The 17,693-nt window shown below is 49.0% G+C and carries 15 protein-coding genes; 1 reads left to right on the forward strand and 14 read right to left on the reverse strand.

What is annotated here, in order from left to right; translation table 11 throughout:
- Window positions 1–42: 42 nt before the first annotated feature.
- From NO352_RS18305 to NO352_RS18360, 12 genes are all read right to left on the reverse strand, one after another.
- Entirely contained in the window at window positions 43–1,389 is a 1,347-nt protein-coding gene (locus tag NO352_RS18305) for a UDP-glucose dehydrogenase family protein (RefSeq protein ID WP_289356384.1), read from the reverse strand.
- Window positions 1,386–2,312, reverse strand: coding sequence for a UTP--glucose-1-phosphate uridylyltransferase GalU (gene galU / locus NO352_RS18310; protein WP_289356385.1), 927 nt, complete (start codon window positions 2,310–2,312; stop codon window positions 1,386–1,388). Before galU ends, NO352_RS18305 begins: the two co-directional genes overlap by 4 nt.
- A gap of 17 nt (window positions 2,313–2,329) precedes the next feature.
- Window positions 2,330–3,319, reverse strand: a complete 990-nt coding sequence (locus tag NO352_RS18315; RefSeq protein WP_005542590.1) for an NAD-dependent epimerase/dehydratase family protein — start codon at window positions 3,317–3,319, stop codon at window positions 2,330–2,332.
- Window positions 3,316–4,566, reverse strand: coding sequence for a glycosyltransferase family 4 protein (locus NO352_RS18320; protein WP_289356386.1), 1,251 nt, complete (start codon window positions 4,564–4,566; stop codon window positions 3,316–3,318). The genes NO352_RS18315 and NO352_RS18320 overlap by 4 nt, the downstream gene beginning before the upstream one ends.
- On the reverse strand, window positions 4,560–5,552 hold the full coding sequence (locus NO352_RS18325) for an NAD-dependent epimerase (protein WP_005542592.1): 993 nt from the start codon (window positions 5,550–5,552) through the stop codon (window positions 4,560–4,562). Before NO352_RS18325 ends, NO352_RS18320 begins: the two co-directional genes overlap by 7 nt.
- Window positions 5,553–5,554: 2 nt before the next feature.
- Window positions 5,555–6,754, reverse strand: coding sequence for a glycosyltransferase family 4 protein (locus NO352_RS18330; RefSeq protein WP_289356388.1), 1,200 nt, complete (start codon window positions 6,752–6,754; stop codon window positions 5,555–5,557).
- A complete protein-coding gene (locus NO352_RS18335; protein WP_289356389.1) occupies window positions 6,732–8,000 on the reverse strand; it encodes a glycosyltransferase in 1,269 nt (422 codons plus the stop codon). The genes NO352_RS18330 and NO352_RS18335 overlap by 23 nt, the downstream gene beginning before the upstream one ends.
- Before the next feature lie 92 nt (window positions 8,001–8,092).
- Entirely contained in the window at window positions 8,093–9,517 is a 1,425-nt protein-coding gene (gene wzy / locus NO352_RS18340) for an O-antigen polysaccharide polymerase Wzy (RefSeq protein WP_289356391.1), read from the reverse strand.
- Between the two features lie 5 nt (window positions 9,518–9,522).
- On the reverse strand, window positions 9,523–11,001 hold the full coding sequence (locus NO352_RS18345) for a lipopolysaccharide biosynthesis protein (protein WP_289356392.1): 1,479 nt from the start codon (window positions 10,999–11,001) through the stop codon (window positions 9,523–9,525).
- Between the two features lie 66 nt (window positions 11,002–11,067).
- Complete coding sequence (locus NO352_RS18350) at window positions 11,068–12,996, reverse strand: polysaccharide biosynthesis protein (RefSeq protein WP_289356393.1); 1,929 nt, start codon at window positions 12,994–12,996, stop codon at window positions 11,068–11,070.
- Window positions 12,997–13,299: 303 nt separating this feature from the next.
- Entirely contained in the window at window positions 13,300–13,998 is a 699-nt protein-coding gene (locus NO352_RS18355) for a CpsD/CapB family tyrosine-protein kinase (RefSeq protein ID WP_005542605.1), read from the reverse strand.
- Window positions 13,979–14,749 carry a YveK family protein gene (locus tag NO352_RS18360; protein WP_268599971.1) on the reverse strand — a complete coding sequence of 257 codons (771 nt, stop codon included), beginning with the start codon at window positions 14,747–14,749 and terminating at the stop codon, window positions 13,979–13,981. Before NO352_RS18360 ends, NO352_RS18355 begins: the two co-directional genes overlap by 20 nt.
- A gap of 691 nt (window positions 14,750–15,440) precedes the next feature.
- On the opposite strand from NO352_RS18360, the gene NO352_RS18365 reads away from it, so the two are divergent.
- The gene (locus tag NO352_RS18365; protein WP_163975106.1) at window positions 15,441–15,809 is read left to right on the forward strand and encodes a helix-turn-helix domain-containing protein; all 369 of its coding nucleotides are present in this window, start codon (window positions 15,441–15,443) and stop codon (window positions 15,807–15,809) included.
- A gap of 172 nt (window positions 15,810–15,981) precedes the next feature.
- On the opposite strand, the gene NO352_RS18370 is transcribed toward NO352_RS18365, so the two are convergent.
- Entirely contained in the window at window positions 15,982–16,146 is a 165-nt protein-coding gene (locus NO352_RS18370) for a hypothetical protein (RefSeq protein ID WP_163975108.1), read from the reverse strand.
- 144 nt (window positions 16,147–16,290) lie between these two features.
- The gene (locus NO352_RS18375) at window positions 16,291–17,574 is read right to left on the reverse strand and encodes an MFS transporter (RefSeq protein WP_289356397.1); all 1,284 of its coding nucleotides are present in this window, start codon (window positions 17,572–17,574) and stop codon (window positions 16,291–16,293) included.
- Between the last annotated feature and the right edge of the window lie 119 nt (window positions 17,575–17,693).

Genomic DNA, 17,693 nt, shown 5'->3' on the forward strand with positions numbered 1-17,693 from the left:
CATAATCACCTTCCTTTTTGAATTTTACCGATTGCTGCTTGATTAAATGACGACTTCGTGCCTGATCATTTCTCCCCAGCTAACAGCGGGTCTGCCGATTGCAAAGTACTGAAACCCATGCTCCTCCATCTTTAATGGATTCATACAATTGCGGCCATCGACGACAAGCGGATATTTCATGAGCGCACGTATCATTTCCAGATCGGCTTGTTTAATTTCATCCCATTCTGTCACTATGATTGCTGCGTCACAGTTCGTGACAGCCGCGTACACATCGCGATGATAGTGCGGTGAATCGCCAAGATGCAGCCTCGCCTCCTGCTCGGCAATCGGGTCGTATGTATGAACAATCGCTCCCTGCCGCTCCAGGAGTGGAATAATGGTTAAGGACGGAGCTTCACGCATGTCATTTGTATTCGGCTTGAATGCTAATCCGAGCACACAGATATGTTTGCCTCTCAGCATTCCCAGTTCATGCTTCAGCCGCTCCACCACTCGCAAACGCTGCTTCTCATTGGTTTCAATTACCGCATGAAGAATCGGGAATTCGCATTCCGCATGCTTCGCCATATACCGCAGCGCATAGGTATCCTTCGGGAAGCAGGAGCCTCCATATCCGATTCCGGCCTGTAGGAATTTACCGCCGATTCGACTATCTAATCCCATTCCATGCGCTACTTCTTGAACATCGGCGCCCATCTTCTCGCATAAGTTCGCGATTGAATTAATGTAAGAGATCTTCATCGCCAAAAAGGCGTTGGAAGCATACTTGATCATCTCTGCACTTTCCAGTGACGTGCGCAGCACAATGGTCCCGAAAGGCTCATGCAGGCTCTCGATCATGCGGGAAGCGCAATCGCTGTCCGAGCCAATAATCGCCCTTTCCATGTTCAAGCAATCATGAACCGCCGAGCCTTCTCGCAAAAATTCGGGGTTCGAAACAACATCGAATGTAAAATCAGCAGCGGCCTGATGTCGAATGAGATCGGCTAACATGCGCCCCGTGCCAACAGGGACTGTGCTTTTGGTGACGATGATTTTGTAGCCGCGGCTATAACGGGCAATCATGGCAGCAGCATCTCGGACATAGGTTAAGTCAGCTTCTCCACTGTCGCTCATCGGGGTGCCTACAGCGATAAAGATGACATCCGCCTGTAGGATCGCTTCCTGAGTATTGAATGTAAAGCTCAATCTCCCCGCCTCGACGGTCTCCCTGACGAGCCCATCGAGACCCGGCTCATAAATAGGAATTTCCCCTCGCTGCAGCATGGCAATCTTCTGCTCATCAATATCGCAGCACACGACACGATGACCGACATGAGCGAAGCACACCCCCGACACAAGCCCAACATACCCCGTACCCACAACGGCAATAGAACGTCCATTCATCTCGTGACAACCTCCTTACCCTTCTCCGAGCCAACTTCCTTCAGCCATTCATAACGCTCGACGATGTGATGCAAATAAGCGTATATGCTCGCTTGCAAGTCTGGACGCTGCAAAGCAAAATCAATCGTCGCTTGCAAGAAGCCCAATTTATCTCCAATATCATAACGAATGCCTTCAAATTCATAAGCGAGCACGGTCTGTGAATCATGCAATCGCCGAATCGCATCCGTCAGCTGAATTTCTCCACCTGCCCCAGGAGACTGTGTAGCGAGAATATCGAAGATTTCCGGGGTCAAAATATAACGCCCCATCATCGCAAAATTAGATGGAGAATCCTGCAGCGCAGGCTTTTCAATGAAGGACTTCGCCTGCAAGACATGCGGCCCTAATAATGCCCCCGACGGCTCAACAATTCCGTACTTATGGACATCCGCATCCGCGACCCATTGAACGCCAACAACAGGCGATTGGAATTGGTCATACACCTCGATTAACTGCTTCGTACACGGAATGCTCGACTGCACAATATCATCGCCCAGCAATACCGCAAATGGTTCATTGCCAATGAAGGATCGGGCGCAATAGATCGCATGTCCAAGCCCCCGTGGTTCTTTTTGGCGAATATAGTGGATATGAGCTAATTCCGATATCGCTTGGATCTGTTCCAGTGCTCGCAGCTTTCCCTTGGAAGCTAAATTATCTTCAAGCTCGTATGTCTTATCGAAGTGATCCTCGATGGCGCGTTTGCCGCGTCCGCTAATAATTAAGATGTCTTCGATTCCAGCCGCCGTAGCCTCTTCAACGATATATTGAATCGTCGGCTTATCTACAATAGGCATCATCTCTTTAGGCTGCGCCTTGGTGGCGGGCAAGAACCGTGTTCCAAGACCTGCTGCGGGAATTATCGCCTTTCGAATTCGCATTGCTTACTCCTCCGTTGCTATACAGTAATGGCTGATGCAGTTGGGAATATCCCGCCCATAGGTATATCTGATCCGCTTTGCAAACTGCCCACGCCCAGTTTTTCTTGCGTATATTGAAGCGTACGCTCCAATCCAGCTAACAAGCTTACTTGCGGCCGCCAATTCAACCGCTGCATAGCTTCTGTATTACATAAGTAGCTATGATCGATATCCCCGCTTCTTTTAGGAGCGAACCTCGGCTCTTGACCGTTGCACATCCGCTGAATCAATCGATACAGCTCATGAATAGAGGTCGGCTGTGAGGTGCTAATATTGAGGATCAGATTGTCATCCGTCTCCAGTGCAGCAATGTTGGCGCCAGCAACGTCGTCCACATGAATAAAATCACGAGTTTGACTGCCATCTCCATAGATTGTGACCGCTTGATTCCGTGCAGCTCGATCGGTAAAAATCGATATGACACCGCCCTCGCCCTTGGACATTTGCCTTGCGCCGTATACATTCGCATAACGCAGAATCACATATTGATAGCCGTACTGTTCTGCCAATACCCGCAAATACTGTTCCGGGACATACTTTGATAATCCGTATGGCGACAGCGGCATAATCGGATGCTGCTCCTGAATGGGCAAATGCTGCGGCTCTCCATATATCGCTGCTGAGGAGGAATAAATGAATTTTCGCACACCATATTGGCCGCACATCTCCATCAGCCTGATTGAGCCGATAATGTTCGTATTGGCATCTGCAATTGGCTGATGAATCGAGCATTGAACATCACTCTGGGCAGCCAAATGGAATACCGCCTCCGGGCGCTCCCGTTCAAACAAAATTCGCATCTCATCAGAAGCAATATTCAGCTCATAGCAGCGTACATGACTAGAAATACTCTCGAAGTACCCGCTCGTTCCGTTATCAACAACGACGACCTGATGGCCAGCTTGAAGCAGACGCTCCACAACATGTGACCCGATAAATCCCGCACCGCCTGTTACCAGCGTCTTCATCCCAACGTCTCCCCTTTCCTCTCCGCAGGAAGTTCCCTCTGCCTGATTCCCCGTGCAGTAGATTGAAGCATGCTTCTATAGAACGCCTCGTGTGCCGCAATAATATCTGCAGGATTGTAATGCTCCTTCACACGCTTCCTTGCCACAGAACCCATGTACTGTCTTATCAGCGGAAAAAGTATAAATTCTCGTATCTGATCCGCAATTCGTTCTACATCGCCAGCCGGTACGAGACTGCCGGTTACCCCATTTACAACAGCGTCTTTCAAACCCGTAACATCAGAAGCAATGACCGGAATCCCTGCTGCACCTGCCTCCAGCACAACGTTCCCAAAGCCCTCACGATAAGAAGGGAGAACGAGCATCGTCATCAGCGAAAAAAAAGGTGCAAGCCGCTCCTGATACCCTCCTGAAATAATGCGAGGTTCTCGAGCGATTGCACGCTTTGTATGATCCATAATTGGATCGCCTTCTTCTTCATTTCCAAGAATTAATAAATACAAATGAGGAAACTGCGCTTGAACACGCAAGAACGCCTCGACTAACAGATCCAAGCCTTTATCCCTGGTTTGTCTGCCCACAAATCCGATAATCTCGGCCTCCACAGGGATGTTCAACTGCTGACGGATAACCGCTGCTTCAGCTTGCAGCTCTTCCGAAGGCTCGAACTTTGAAGCGTCTACCCCCTTGCAGCTGCCGTGATGCAGCACCTTCACCTTATCGGCAGAAGCAAGGCCAAGCGCAATTAATCGCTGGCGCAAGCTGCCGCTAACCGAAATCACTTGATGCGCTGCTCTTCCAGAAATCCGCTCCGACCAGGTCAGCATAATTCTCTTCCAACCTTGAAGCGTCTCCAGCCGCAAGCCATGGCATGTATAGATGCGATGGGGCACTCTGCATATCCAAGCAGCCAGCCCCATAATCAGTCCGGCCTTCGGCGTGCCGGTATTGATGAGGTCAGGCTTCCAGCGCCGAATTGCCCGGACTGCATGGAACAGGCTGGCAAGATCGGACAGTAACGAGATTTCCCGCTTCATTGGCACGCGAATATATTCCGCTCCTTCAAGCAGGGCGTCACTAGGCCGATCATCACATATAACTGCAACATCATAGCCTTGATGAATCAACGCATGAATATGCCCCTCGAAAAAGCTGACACTCGCTGCAATCGTAACCGATAGTAAAATTCTTGGCTTTCTTGTGTTGGATTGGCGTCCCCTTACATCGGACTTGGCTGTTTTCAGCATATGGCGTCTTCCTTCCGATGATAGGATACATACCAATCCACAAAGTGCTTCAAGCCGACCTCAATCGGTGTATGAGGGCGATATCCAATCTCTCGCTCCAATGCCGAAATATCCGCGTATGTGGCAGGAACATCACCCGGCTGCATCGGGAGCATCTCAATGACCGCCTTCTTTCCTAAATACTGTTCCAGCACCTCGATGAAGCGCATGAGCGAGACCGGCTGATTATTGCCAATGTTGTATACCCGATGCGGAGGCGTCTCACCTTCTCGAGCTGGCGCACGATTCAACAGCTTCATGATTCCTCCAACGATGTCGTCAATGTACGTAAAGTCCCGCTGCATCTCGCCATAGTTGAACACTTGAATCGGCAATCCCTGCGAGATGCGTTCCGCAAAGGAGTAGTATGCCATATCCGGCCTGCCCCAAGGACCGTATACGGTAAAAAATCGCAGCCCCGTGCTTGGAATGTTGAATAGATGGCTATACGCATAGGCCATGAGCTCATTCGATTTCTTGGTAGCGGCATACAAGCTGACCGGCTCATCAGTCTGGTCGGCCACATCAAACGGAATTTTCTTATTTGCACCGTATACCGAACTGGAGGATGCATACAGCAAATGCTGCACAGATACATGCCTGCAAGCTTCCAATACATTTACGAATCCTACGAGATTCGAATCAACATAGGCGCGAGGATTGAGCAGACTATACCGTACACCCGCTTGGGCAGCCAGGTGGACGACGACACCAGGACGAACCTCTTCCATCAACGCGCGAAGCCTGCCTTCCTCCTCGATTCCGAATCGATGCAGTTCAAATTCGCCGCCAGCCTGCTCGCATAAGGCGATTCTTGCTTCCTTCAGTGCGGGATCATAGTAATCATTCACTTGATCGACACCGACGACTCGAATCCCTTGCTCCATACAGCGGCGAGCAACATGCGAACCAATAAATCCAGCTGCTCCCGTTATAATTACCGTCATCTTTACACCAACCTTATAACGGAATGATCGACCCCAGACAAGGCATAATCTCGAAACTCCTGCCAAAAGTCGCTGCGTCTCTGATCCAATGCTTCCTTCGCATATCGCTGCGCAGTCTCATAATTTACTCTTGCTGCTTCAGAACGCTCTCCAGTCTCGCGTATCATTCGACGCAAACGACTAGCGAGTGCGCTCACATCCCCCGCTGGAAAGATCCACTTTTCCGGCAGCAGCTCCGGAATCCCACCCGCGGTCGATCCGATGGCGGGAAGCCCACGGCTCATTGCCTCGATTAAGGCTCTAGGCAGCCCTTCCTGCAAGCTTGGCTGCATATACATATCAAGCGCATCCAACCATTCAAATACGGCCGTTCCGCTAGGCAGCGGCGAATAAAAGTGAACGCGGTCGATGATGCCCAACTGTTCACACAACGCCTTCCAAGGCACTGGGTCGCCCTCTCCCAAGATGCGGAATTCAAAGCGCAGCTCATCCTTAAGCGAGGCTAGCGCATGGAGCGCCATATGAATTCCTTTGTACCTCGTCGCCATGGAGCCTACCAGCCCAATACGAACGACATCCTTAGAGCCTGCCGTGAATTGCTTCGCAACCTGCTCGACAGCCGGAATCGGAATCTCCACATTCGAGCAATGGGTAGTGCGCCCCCTGCATGGATAATGGGATTGCAGAAAATGTTCCGTAACATAAAGGGCGAACGGAGCACGCTTCACCAGTTGCTTCGTTCGCCACGTCATAATTGGTGCATACACTTTGCCCTGCCATGTTCCATAGTTCCATAATGCATCCCATGCATGGCCCACCACTTCGACTGCCCACGGCTTGCCCAGACGCTTTGCCAGTTGAATCGCTACGGCTCCCGTCTCACTAGGCAATCGGGCAATCAGCGCATCTGACGCCAGCAGACACTCCTCGAGGGCGTGTCTGGCAAGTGCTCGATTTTGAAACTGAGCGATGGGATTACTTAAGTTAGGAACGGCTTGGAACATCACTCGCTCCCCGCTGGACAGCTTCGTATTCGCTGGCTTCTCCTTATCTCCAAGCTGCTTCACGCGTGTCGCGACCGTCACTTCATCGAATACATTCAAGTAACGCTTCCAGACCGTATAATCAAAATAATTATGATACACTCGATTGGCATGAATATCCTGCTCAACCACAACATCATATGCGAACACTAATTTCACGCTTGTTCTCCCTTCCATCTGGCGCTGTGCGAGATTGAAAGCGAGATTGAATGCAATCCAGCCTGCCCCGCTGCGCCAATATATCCATTATTAGCTTCGAATATTGCTCCGTGACTTGATCCGATACATATCGCTTCATTGCAACCGGACACTCCGCCGCCGCATGCCGTCTCTTCCCCTTTGTGTGATTATCGATTGCTTGAGCTTGAAGCTGCATAACAATAGCCTGCATAATCGCCTCTACATCGCCGCAAGGGATGAGGGCTGCCGCTTCGATTCCATCCAGCACCTCTGCTGTTCCTGCAACTGTATTCGTAGCGACAACCGGCGTGCCGCAAGCCACCGCCTCGATTAATGCAGTCGGAAGCCCCTCCACATCTGAAGTCTGTACGAATACATCCGCATGTGCCATATACGGCAGAGGATTTTTTGTAAAGCCAGGGAAGTCGACCGCATGATCGAGTCCAAGCGCAGAACGAAGAGATTCCAATTCATTGCGCAGATGGCCTTCCCCAATAATGACCGCGCGAATTGCTTGCCGTTCATTTATTCGAGCGATAGCATGCAGAAGCAGATCGAACCGCTTTTCCGGCACCAATCTCCCAGCCCCTACTACAACGGGAACTCGCTCTCCCTCTTCCCGCGTGTGCATCCATAAGTGGGGATTCGGTTCCTGTAATCTTTTATAAAAAGATTCATCAATCACTGCATTCGGAATGACATGCACCCGATGGACAGGCACCTGCAGCAGTGTAACAATCTCATCGCCCATATGCTGCGAACAGCCAATTACCGCATCAGCCCTGCTGTACGCCCAGCGGCGTAGCAGATTCGCCCCGATTCGCCGCTTGCGGCTAATCGCGCTATGCTCACACAATATCGCGGCAAACGAATTGCGCAAGAAGCGATTCGCCGCCATCGTCAGTACATTGTTCTCCCACATGTGAGATACAACAACATCAGGACGAATTTCGCACAGGCAGCGAATGAGAGCAGGAAGAGCATGCTTGAGTCTCCGCACCCCCAGCTCTGTCACCTTCACATGCGCTGGAATTCGTTCACTGTACGGACCTTCGAAGCGGTTGACAAGCAAATGAAGCTCGAATTGTTCAGAATTATGGCATTGCAATAAGGAAGCGACGGCCTTCTCAGCACCGCCTCCTGCCATCGAAGTAATGAAATACATCACTCGAGGCTTACAAGCAGAGTCCCGTTTGCGTGCTTGTTGATTCGATGATGGATTCATAAATGAATTCCCCTTGTTCGAGCATTTGACACTGCTTTTCATATTTGGAATTAGACGACAGAACTGCAGACACTGAAGAAGCTATGTCATAGCTAAACCATGATTTTCGGCATCCGACTGTGTGCTGGCTGCCTGCGAATGTGCTGACTCCGCATGATGGCGGCCAGCAGCATAATGCAGCCGATGAAGGCTAAGTTGAATAACAGCTCAGACATGACCGCATGGAATGAACTGCGCTGAAACAAAATAACGAGCGGCAAGCAAACGTATTGCAGCAAGCGGCCCCTCGTCATTCTCATCGTCAAAAATCCAATGATAAAAAATACAATCATCACTCCTGAATACTGTCCATTCATCCATGCTTGCGCAACTGGGGAAAATCCCCGTCCTCCCCCTTCGCCATAGATGTAAGGATAGAAATACCAAACATACCAGTCGCCCAAATTTTTAGGCTTGGCATGCCCAAATGCAGCCTTATAGACCGCAGCTGGAAGCACATAGGCGACGGCGGTCGTATAGGTTGCATCGGCTTCTGGATATGTGTTCGTTGCCGTAATATCCATCGTTACTTGAAAGGAGGAGCCCGTTTCCCCTGCGGAAAAAGACCAATATTTAGCGGGCAATGCACTTAGCGGGATATCCTCCATCAGACTTAAACGAACGGCAGAGAAAAGAGGAGAGAGCAAGAGAAGCAGCGTAATAAAAAACAGCAGGTTCAAGCGGCGGTTTAACGGGATAAAACCCTTCGCGATCAGCACACCTAAACTTGGCAGGAAGGTCGACAAGATGATGCTTCGGCTACCCAATCCCATAAAATAAAACAGCGAAAACGAAAACATCAGGATTAGAAAAAAGCGGAACTGCCATTTTCCCCGAATACTAAGAGCAAGCATAAGCATCGCGCTTGACATGATTGATTTCCAAGGAAGTGACAAGCCTTCCAACTGACGCTGCGCTTGAAAGTTATTCATCCGATTCGAGATGCCGATTACGCTCCATCCCCCTAAACGGCTGAAATCAAATATCATGATACAAGCTCCGATGAACAACACAATCAGCGCCGGCCAAAACAAAAATGGATAAGTTAGACCTGCCTCAAGAGATAAAGCGTTCTCTGGTTGGATTGTTTCATTATTGCGACGCGGTGAGTTCATAAAGCATCCGGCAATAAACATCCCCGCAACGAGGCATAAGTTTGCTAAAGAGAAGATTTGCAGGTTATCCAGCAATTGTTCTTCCGAGATATCCTGTATCGAACCGAGCAAATCATCGAGCGGATACGCGACCGCATATAGTGTGAAAAACAGCAGCATGACAATGACAATATCCGTGAAGGGCGAACGTATACGGGCCTTATGTACGTACATGATGCCAAATAGAAGATTCAATGCGACCATGAAGACAATGTGACAAAGCACAGGCTCCTGCTTAAAGCCCACGATCAGGAGTGCTCCAGCAGCCAAGGCCGCTAAACAGCATCCGATAAGGACAGCAACAAACATTTTTCGCACACTCATAACCATCATACCCCTAGCTGCTTCATGAATTCGCACTCGCGAATCGATTTGCGCAGCAGCCATGCACTTCCTATAAACTGTACAATGTTGGCACATACCAGTGCGTACGCAGCATGGATTGTCCCGCCTTCAAAGATTATCGAGAGCCACGTATAGGCAAGCAGTACGCCCAACACAACTAGGCTTACCATGAACTGGCTCCAGAACTTGCGCGCAGCCGTTAAGGCAAAGCCGTATAAGGAAGCTGCATAGCCGATGCTTGAAGCAACGGTAATCCACACGAACATGTCTTGATAGGCTGCATATGAAGCGTTATACAGGAGCGTCAAAAGAGGTTTGCCTGCAAGGATAACGGCCAGCAGCAGCAGGAATGATCCACCCCCTATCAGCCAAATCATGCGCTGAAGCAGGTAAATGAGCCCCTTCTTGTCTCCAGAAGCATACAACTGAGCTATACGGGGGCTGGCGCTCTGTCCAATGGCGCTAATTATCGTCGTTCCCGCTACCATCACGTACATTAATGCCGAGAAATAGCCCAATTCTTCATTGCCGTATACATGTGAAATGAAGTAACGAGGTACGTTCGACTGCAACGATACGATCATCATAACAGCCCCCATTGGCCAACAATAGCGCAGCAGACTGCCCCATTCCGCTGTTTTCCAGCTGATACCGAATCCTTCAATGCGTTTCGCTCTTGGCAGATCGTGCAGCAGCAGAACGAGCAGCCAGACAACGGCGTAACCAACAAGTGCTGGGATTAACTGTCCTATCCATACGTATATCGCGCCAAATACCACGAATGAGAAAACGCCGCGCAAAAGCAAGGATGTTGCGCTCCATCGCATCTTCTCGTGCTGCTGCCACCAGCCATAGACGATATCGCATATGGCTTCGATTGTTTTCGCGCAGGTAACGAGTACGATTGCCTTACATACTTGCCCGCTGTACCCGCCGCAGACTGCAAGAAGCAAAGATATCAATAATGCAGTACAAGAGGATACGATTCGGAAACCTACGTATGTTCCCGTACCTAGTTCCTCCAGCTTCCTTCTTGACCCGGGATCCGTCTCACGCTTATTGGGTTTGGTTCGAGTCGCTAGAATACCGCGAAGCTGGAAATTTGTCAGTAAATATACAGGTGCAGTCAAAGCTAAAGCAAGCGAAAATATGCCGACATCCTCTGGACTCCCGAACTTCGCCAGCACAACAAGCATCGCCCATTGACATGCTGCATACACGACATTGCCGATTAGCGTCCAAGAAAATAAGCGGGCCAGAGATGCACCGGCACGTGACTCTGTTTGCTGCACTATGCAGTGATCCGTACGGTAATCCGCTTGATCTGCTCGTTGTTCTGTGCAGTGATCAGTGCGCCACTTTGTTGGTTGATCGATTTGCTGCTCTATGCAGTGCTCTGGTCGTTGCCCTGTATGCTGCTGTTCCTTGCTGCGTGGCCAAGCCACAGAATGACCGTCTGCCATGATTTTAAGCTCCTTAGTTTTGCTTCTAATCCTGCTTACAGCCGGCAGCATGCGGCAAGCTCATCGCTAAACAAGCGTAAGCTGCCCTTCCGACCATGGAATCTCTTCGTATTTTTCCTCATCTGATGGATTGGATGGATGAGCCGCAGACTCGATGGGAATGCACTGCACATAAGAGGGAACAAGCTGCTTCAGCACAGAGCGGATATGGTCTGCTTCATCTGTCAGTACAAGAGACAGCCTTGACAGGTTCGCTTCCAGCATCACTCTTGAATGGATGGCTGGACGGCCAATAAAGATGCGATCATGCTTCGTAGAGGTCAGTCCTTCTTCAGCCGTAAGAAGCTCTTCATACAGCTTCTCACCGGGACGGATTCCGGTGTATTCGATTGAAATATCCACATCCGGCTCGAGCCCGGAAAGACGAATCAAATCCTTAGCCAGCTCCGCGATTTTCGTCGGCTTCCCCATGTCCAGAATGAACACTTCCCCGCCTTTTGCTAAGGAACCCGCTTGGATCACCAATTGAACGGCTTCGGGTATCGTCATGAAATATCGGATCATTTCCGGATGCGTGACCGTTACCGGCCCTCCCGCCATAATTTGCTGTTTAAAACGAGGGATGACACTCCCCCTGCTGCCAAGCACATTTCCTAACCGAACTGAAGTAAATACCGTTTTGCTCGTTACGCTCATGCTCTGCACAATCATTTCTGCAACCCGCTTCGTCGCTCCCATCACGCTTGTCGGATTGACAGCCTTGTCAGTCGAGATCAGCATGAAATAGTCAACATCATAGCAATCTGCGCATTCGGCAACATTTTTGGTGCCAAATACATTGTTTTTTACTGCCTCGGCAGGATTCCGCTCCATTAGCGGAACATGCTTGTGGGCAGCCGCATGAAAAACAACATTAGGACGGTAATACGCAAATACCGATTCAATCTTGTCTCTGTCTTGGATATCCGCAATAATCGTCTCAATAAGAAGTGTCGGATAATTATGGCGCAGCTCCATTTCAATTTGATAGATGCTGTTCTCTCCATGACCGAGCAGAATAAGGCGATTCGGTGCGAGCGATGCAGCCTGGCGGCACAGTTCCGCACCAATCGACCCTCCTGCACCTGTAATCAGCACCGTTCGATTATGCAGATAGGATGCAATTTCATCTAAATTTTTCCGGACAGGCTCTCTGCCAAGTAAATCCTCTACCCCCACATCTCGAATTTCATTCAATGTAACCTTGCCCTGTATCAGATCATGGATGCTTGGAACCGTTCGCAATCTCGCCTTAGTCTGCTTGCAAATATCGATAATGTCCTTAATATCTCGTCTTGGCGCAGAGGGAGCTGCAATGATAATGCTGTCCACGCTGAGGGAACGTACCAGCTCAGGAATGGCGTGACGATTCCCCATTATCGATACACCGTGCACTTTATAACGGTGCTTGGCTGCGTCGTCATCTACAAAAGCCACAGGCACGATGTGCTCATCGGGGCGGTTCAGCATTTCGCTAGCGATTACACTTCCGCAGCTTCCCGCACCAACAATAAGCGCACGCTGCGTAACTGCAACTGAACTGCGTCGCCCAACCGCAAAAGGGTATTTGCGCAGCATACGCAGGGCAAATCTTGTCCCTCCTACTGTCAGCAGCATCGTCTCAAATATAGTAATAACAAAGGAAAGCGGCAGGACAGGAGCCCATACCAAGTTCCAGAGCAGAACAGAAACGATGGTCGTGCAGCTTACTGCTTTTAATATGCTGACCAGTTCCTGGATGCTCGCATATACCCATACCCTTCGGTAAAGCTTAAAAGAATGCAAACTTATAATCGATACAGCCATTGCGAGCAGGGCAAAACTCAGGCATTGCCTGACCAACTCGTTCGTCCATACAAATCCGCAATGTAACGCAAACCCCCACAGTACACTCACACCCGTCAGCAAAATATCCATGCTCATCAATGCTGACATTTTTCTGATGTTATTGTCCAATTGGCCTTCTTCCTTTCCTACACTCTTAAAAGTAACAGCTATACCGTGCCCAACATTCGCTTCATTCGCAAGTAGACGGCACCATGGCACGGTATAACTCTAATACTTTTAAATACATAACTAGATAGGGCATCTAACCCTTCCTCACGCCACACCCTTGACGATGAACGTCTAAGGCTGCCTAGCCCACAGCATGGCCGAGTATCTCCGATGATAGAGGTATAGGAGACATCACCTATCAAATCATTATCTGTGCTCATGCGCCTAACTTAAGGCTTACATAAGCAACAAGCATAAACACGATTAGCGCTTCATACCGGAATAAGCCTGCAAGCCCGCTTCTTGTCTGCCTTTATAGCGATTCAGCACTGTACCTAATAAGTTCGCATTGACTCGCTCCAGTTGAAATTGTGCCTGCTGCAGCCATTTCCGCCTTGTTCGTCCAGACTGGGCTACAAGCAGCACCCCATCGCATCGCAGTGCAATCTGCTTCGCATCATTCACAACCAGCACAGGCGGTGTATCCATAATGACGATGTCATATTGCTCTCTTGCCAGTTGAACAAAACCTTCAAACCGCTTGGAGGCAAACAAATCCGCACTCGGGATTCCTGGCATATAACCTGCAGGGATGACAAAAAGATTTTCAATGGCAGATGCATAGGCTGCATCGACGGGAGCTTCATCAGCATGAATAGCCTGCACGAGACCGCTTCCGCCTTCATGACCGAATATGCCCTTAAAGCTCTGCTTGCGTATATCGCCCTCGATCAACAGCACACGCTTCCCTTCCTGAGCATAAGCGACTGCCAGATTTACTGCCGTTATTGTCTTTCCTTCCCCTGGATAAGCTGAGGTGACTGCAATGACATGAGGCGTCCATACACCACTGTCGCCCTGTATAAATTGCAAGTTGGTGCATAATGCCCGGAAGGATTCGGTAACCGGAGATAAAGCGTTGCGGGCTGTGATCATTGCATAGCTATCGCTGAGTCGCCGCATATACTTCTCCTCCCTTCGAAGGTGAAACTTCATTTTTCGATGATGCTTTAGAGGAACGCCGTCTTACGTCTTGTCTGCGAATGTACGGGATGATTGCGAGCACATGTGCACCAACGGCAATTTCGACATCTTCTTCTTCTAGAATCCTGTCATCAAAATGCTGGAGAACAAATGCCCCTCCGATGCTCACTACTAAGGCTGCCACTCCGGCAATGATCAAGTTCAAGAGCCGATTCGGCTCAACGGGTGCGGGATGCAAATTGCGATCTGCTGCCGTAAGCAGGGTTACATTATCAATTTGATATAAGTTCGGGATTTTCTTAACAAATATGTTCGTGATGGCATTCACCAAATCAGCTGCCTGACTGTAGGAAGGATCGGTTACGGAAATCGTCATCACTTGCGTGTTGTTCATGGAGGAAACCTTGATTTTGGCAAGCAGTTCATGAGGGGTTAGCTTAAATTCTGGGTGAAGTTTCAGCACATCCTGTGTAATCCAGTCTGTACGTATCAATTCTTTATAGGTTTGGATGAGCTGTATATTCGCATTCAGATCGTTAATGTTGAGGTTGCTCTCCCCTTCAACGATGCGTGTCTTGTTCACGATCAATTTGGTCGACGCTTCGTACTGCGGAACGAGAATGGCATAGCTGTAATAGGCTGATGCAAGAACCGCAATAAGCGCAACCGCCATAATGAATATCTTTCTCTTCCACAATGTACGAAGTATATGCTTCATATCCAGCTCCATTGTTCCATCCTCCTCGTAGTCTGCTGTTCATCGCTTTACAGGGCTACACCGTTGGCACTGGGGTTATCGGTTCATCATGAATGAGGCGCACCGCATTTTCTTGCATCTCTTGAACAAATGATGAACCATACGATTTCTATAGCAGCTCATAATCCTGCTTCCATTCAAAGCCTCTGCGATGTACATGTGCGCATCCGATGCCTGCTACATTGTGGTCAAGTCGAGTGCCTCTGCATCATGTCTTGATCCATCGTCTACTCGGGGCAGCAAATGGCAGTATATATCAATCAAAAAATTATTCCTCCGATTCGGATCTAGGACTAATTTCATAAGTGCGCAATACTCCGAGATATAGTAAAATATGAGAACGGATGTCATTGTGACGATTTGGTGATTATTTTTAAAGTCTGATCGCTTCGTTTTGTTTCGAGGAAACAATGCTTCCATTTTCAGATTTTTTGTTCTAATCAGTATGTAAGTTGAAATATAAGGAATTGACTACAAATTGCATGATTGATACACTTTGTCATAACTCCCTACGGAAAAAGATACATTTTGTATCAAAACTCCATTCTAAACTTACGATACATTTCGTATCATGTCAACTCATAATTCGGATTATTTTTGTGTCTATGTGACATTTTGTTTCATCCAAGTTAGCATCGCGGAATTAGAAGGGGGCTCCATTAGCATGAATACGGGAAATCGAATATCGGATTTACGCGAGCAGAAGGGATGGACGCAGGAGGAATTAGCAGAAAAGCTGGGGATTACTCGGGCCGCGCTCTCTCATTATGAAAAAAATCGCAGAAAGCCTGATTTTGAAACCTTGACTACATTAGCTGATTTGTTCGAAGTGTCTATAGATTTTTTGGTTGGTCGCATAGCTGTTCCTGACCTGACACTGACACCTCGTGTACGGGAGTTTGCAGATTCCTTGGAATTATCGGATGATGCGCTGCTCCAAAAATTCCGGCTTACGATCGATGGAAGAGAACTTACAGATGATGAAGCGCGTCGGTTCATTGCCTTTGTCCGCGCCGAGAGGGCGATGAGATAGCGAGTTCAGACCATCCTATTACAATCGAACATTCCTAGCGCAGGCTAGCTGTCATACAACCCAAAACATCCCCCTAGAACGCTCAGGGTTCCAGGAGGATGTTTTTCATTTCTATATTTCTATTCTTCCATGTTTGCATTTTGCATTGCTTGTTCGATTCTATATGAAGAGATCAAGACTGCAGCCTCCTCACCTCTTGAAACCAGACAGTCTCGTTAATACCCAGTTGCTTCAACACGTCCATCACATCAAGCACCATCTTATCAACTGCCGTGGCTGGAGCATCCTCACATCTCTTTATACAGTCCAGCTTCTCTTTCTCCACCTTCTCCATCATTCACGGTCCCTCACTTCTATTATGATGCAAGCTGGCATGTCTTCGCATATTATGGATCATTATAGTCCAGATTGCTAAGGGATGCTGTCGGATATTGGAGCGTTAGTTTAAATATGCTGGTTCTATTTTTGTCGATATAAGGGTTTACGATATTGACTCTGTCGACGAGTACATTTCGCTCCCTGTTTGCTTGGTATCCTGCTTCTGAAGCCATGCATGGATGATGAAACTAATGACCGATAAAATAGCAATGACCATGGAAATGATGGCTACGCCAATAAGTCCGCTCTGATCGTAGGTAACGCCTAGCAAGTATGGCCCTATCATTCTTCCAATAGAGCTGATTCCGCCTGCAACCCCCATATAAAATGGCGCTTCACGCCCAGCCCTGGCTGACAGGAATGCTGGAACAGCAGGAGATACAAGCATTTCTCCGAGGGTTGCGAGCGCCATGCCGAGCACGAAGCCGGCATAATTCGGTATAATCCAGATGATAATGTAAGCTGCGCCATAGAAGATGCCGCTCCAAGTCAGCTGATCCGTAATCCGCTTCGCCACTGTGCGCTTCATCCATGTTGTAATCGGCTGTGCCGCAAAAATGAGTACGCCATTCAGCGTCCACAGCAAGCTGTACATGGAGAATCCCATACCTTGATCAGCTATATGCGGTGCAATGCCGCTTCCCCACAATGAGTTCGCAAGCCAAATGAACATAGCCCCCAAGGACATGAACAAATATATGCGGTAAGCAGCGAGTTTATTCCATATCGTCTGCTCCGGAAGAACCCCTGCTGCCGGCTGTGGTCTGCTGCTTGCATCTGCCGCTGAAATTATATCCAACTGATCCGGCACACCGCTTGTCTTCTCGTCCGCAGTTACATCCCTTTCTTCCTTCATTCCCTGCAAGAAACGGTAGAAGAAGAACGCAAAGCCAGCTGACGTGACCCCGTTCAGCAGGAAGGTCAAATTAAATGAGATATCAGCCAGTACACCGCTGAGTGCAGTCCCCAGTGCAACTCCGATGTTGTTCGCGACATAGATGACATTGAACAATTCATCCCGCCGGTCAGACCAGCGGAAGCCAATGAACGATTGGATCGCAGGCATCGATACGGAATTCGTAAGCCCAATGACTCCCATTGTAATAACATAGCCCCACCAGCTCGCATATGCCGTGAATACAAGCGAGCACTGCAAAACAGAGGTAATCGCAAGCGCCCATACAAGCAAGCGCCGAACCCCAACCCGATAGTACAATCCGCCGCCAAGGAACTGTCCAAATACTCCACCAAGCATTTGCATGAGAATGACGAACCCTGCATCAGCCAAGGAACGATTTAACTGCGTGTGAACAAATAGCGTCGTGAGCGGCCACATCAATGCGCCGCCTGTTGAGTTAATCATGCTAGCCCAAATAAAAACATTCATCTCCCGCGTATAATTCCGGAACGCTCCTTTAGGCGAAAGCTTCATTGTATCACCAACAATTTCAGTAGAAGTTGTACAAAGCAAAAAAAGCCATGGCCTGAGCCCGGATATTCCAAGCT

It is taken from the genome of Paenibacillus sp. S-12 (assembly GCF_030363895.1).
Taxonomy (GTDB): domain Bacteria; phylum Bacillota; class Bacilli; order Paenibacillales; family Paenibacillaceae; genus Paenibacillus_B; species Paenibacillus_B alvei.

What these genes read in the sequence shown, in the direction of transcription:
- NO352_RS18305 (WP_289356384.1), bottom strand. Translation starts at nt 1,389, where the DNA reads ATGAATGGACGTTCTATTGCCGTTGTGGGTACGGGGTATGTTGGGCTT.
- galU (WP_289356385.1), bottom strand. Translation starts at nt 2,312, where the DNA reads ATGCGAATTCGAAAGGCGATAATTCCCGCAGCAGGTCTTGGAACACGG.
- NO352_RS18315 (WP_005542590.1), bottom strand. Translation starts at nt 3,319, where the DNA reads ATGAAGACGCTGGTAACAGGCGGTGCGGGATTTATCGGGTCACATGTT.
- NO352_RS18320 (WP_289356386.1), bottom strand. Translation starts at nt 4,566, where the DNA reads ATGCTGAAAACAGCCAAGTCCGATGTAAGGGGACGCCAATCCAACACA.
- NO352_RS18325 (WP_005542592.1), bottom strand. Translation starts at nt 5,552, where the DNA reads ATGACGGTAATTATAACGGGAGCAGCTGGATTTATTGGTTCGCATGTT.
- NO352_RS18335 (WP_289356389.1), bottom strand. Translation starts at nt 8,000, where the DNA reads ATGAATCCATCATCGAATCAACAAGCACGCAAACGGGACTCTGCTTGT.
- wzy (WP_289356391.1), bottom strand. Translation starts at nt 9,517, where the DNA reads ATGAGTGTGCGAAAAATGTTTGTTGCTGTCCTTATCGGATGCTGTTTA.
- NO352_RS18345 (WP_289356392.1), bottom strand. Translation starts at nt 11,001, where the DNA reads ATGGCAGACGGTCATTCTGTGGCTTGGCCACGCAGCAAGGAACAGCAG.
- NO352_RS18355 (WP_005542605.1), bottom strand. Translation starts at nt 13,998, where the DNA reads ATGCGGCGACTCAGCGATAGCTATGCAATGATCACAGCCCGCAACGCT.
- NO352_RS18360 (WP_268599971.1), bottom strand. Translation starts at nt 14,749, where the DNA reads ATGGAGCTGGATATGAAGCATATACTTCGTACATTGTGGAAGAGAAAG.
- NO352_RS18365 (WP_163975106.1), top strand. Translation starts at nt 15,441, where the DNA reads ATGAATACGGGAAATCGAATATCGGATTTACGCGAGCAGAAGGGATGG.
- NO352_RS18370 (WP_163975108.1), bottom strand. Translation starts at nt 16,146, where the DNA reads ATGATGGAGAAGGTGGAGAAAGAGAAGCTGGACTGTATAAAGAGATGT.
- NO352_RS18375 (WP_289356397.1), bottom strand. Translation starts at nt 17,574, where the DNA reads ATGAATGTTTTTATTTGGGCTAGCATGATTAACTCAACAGGCGGCGCA.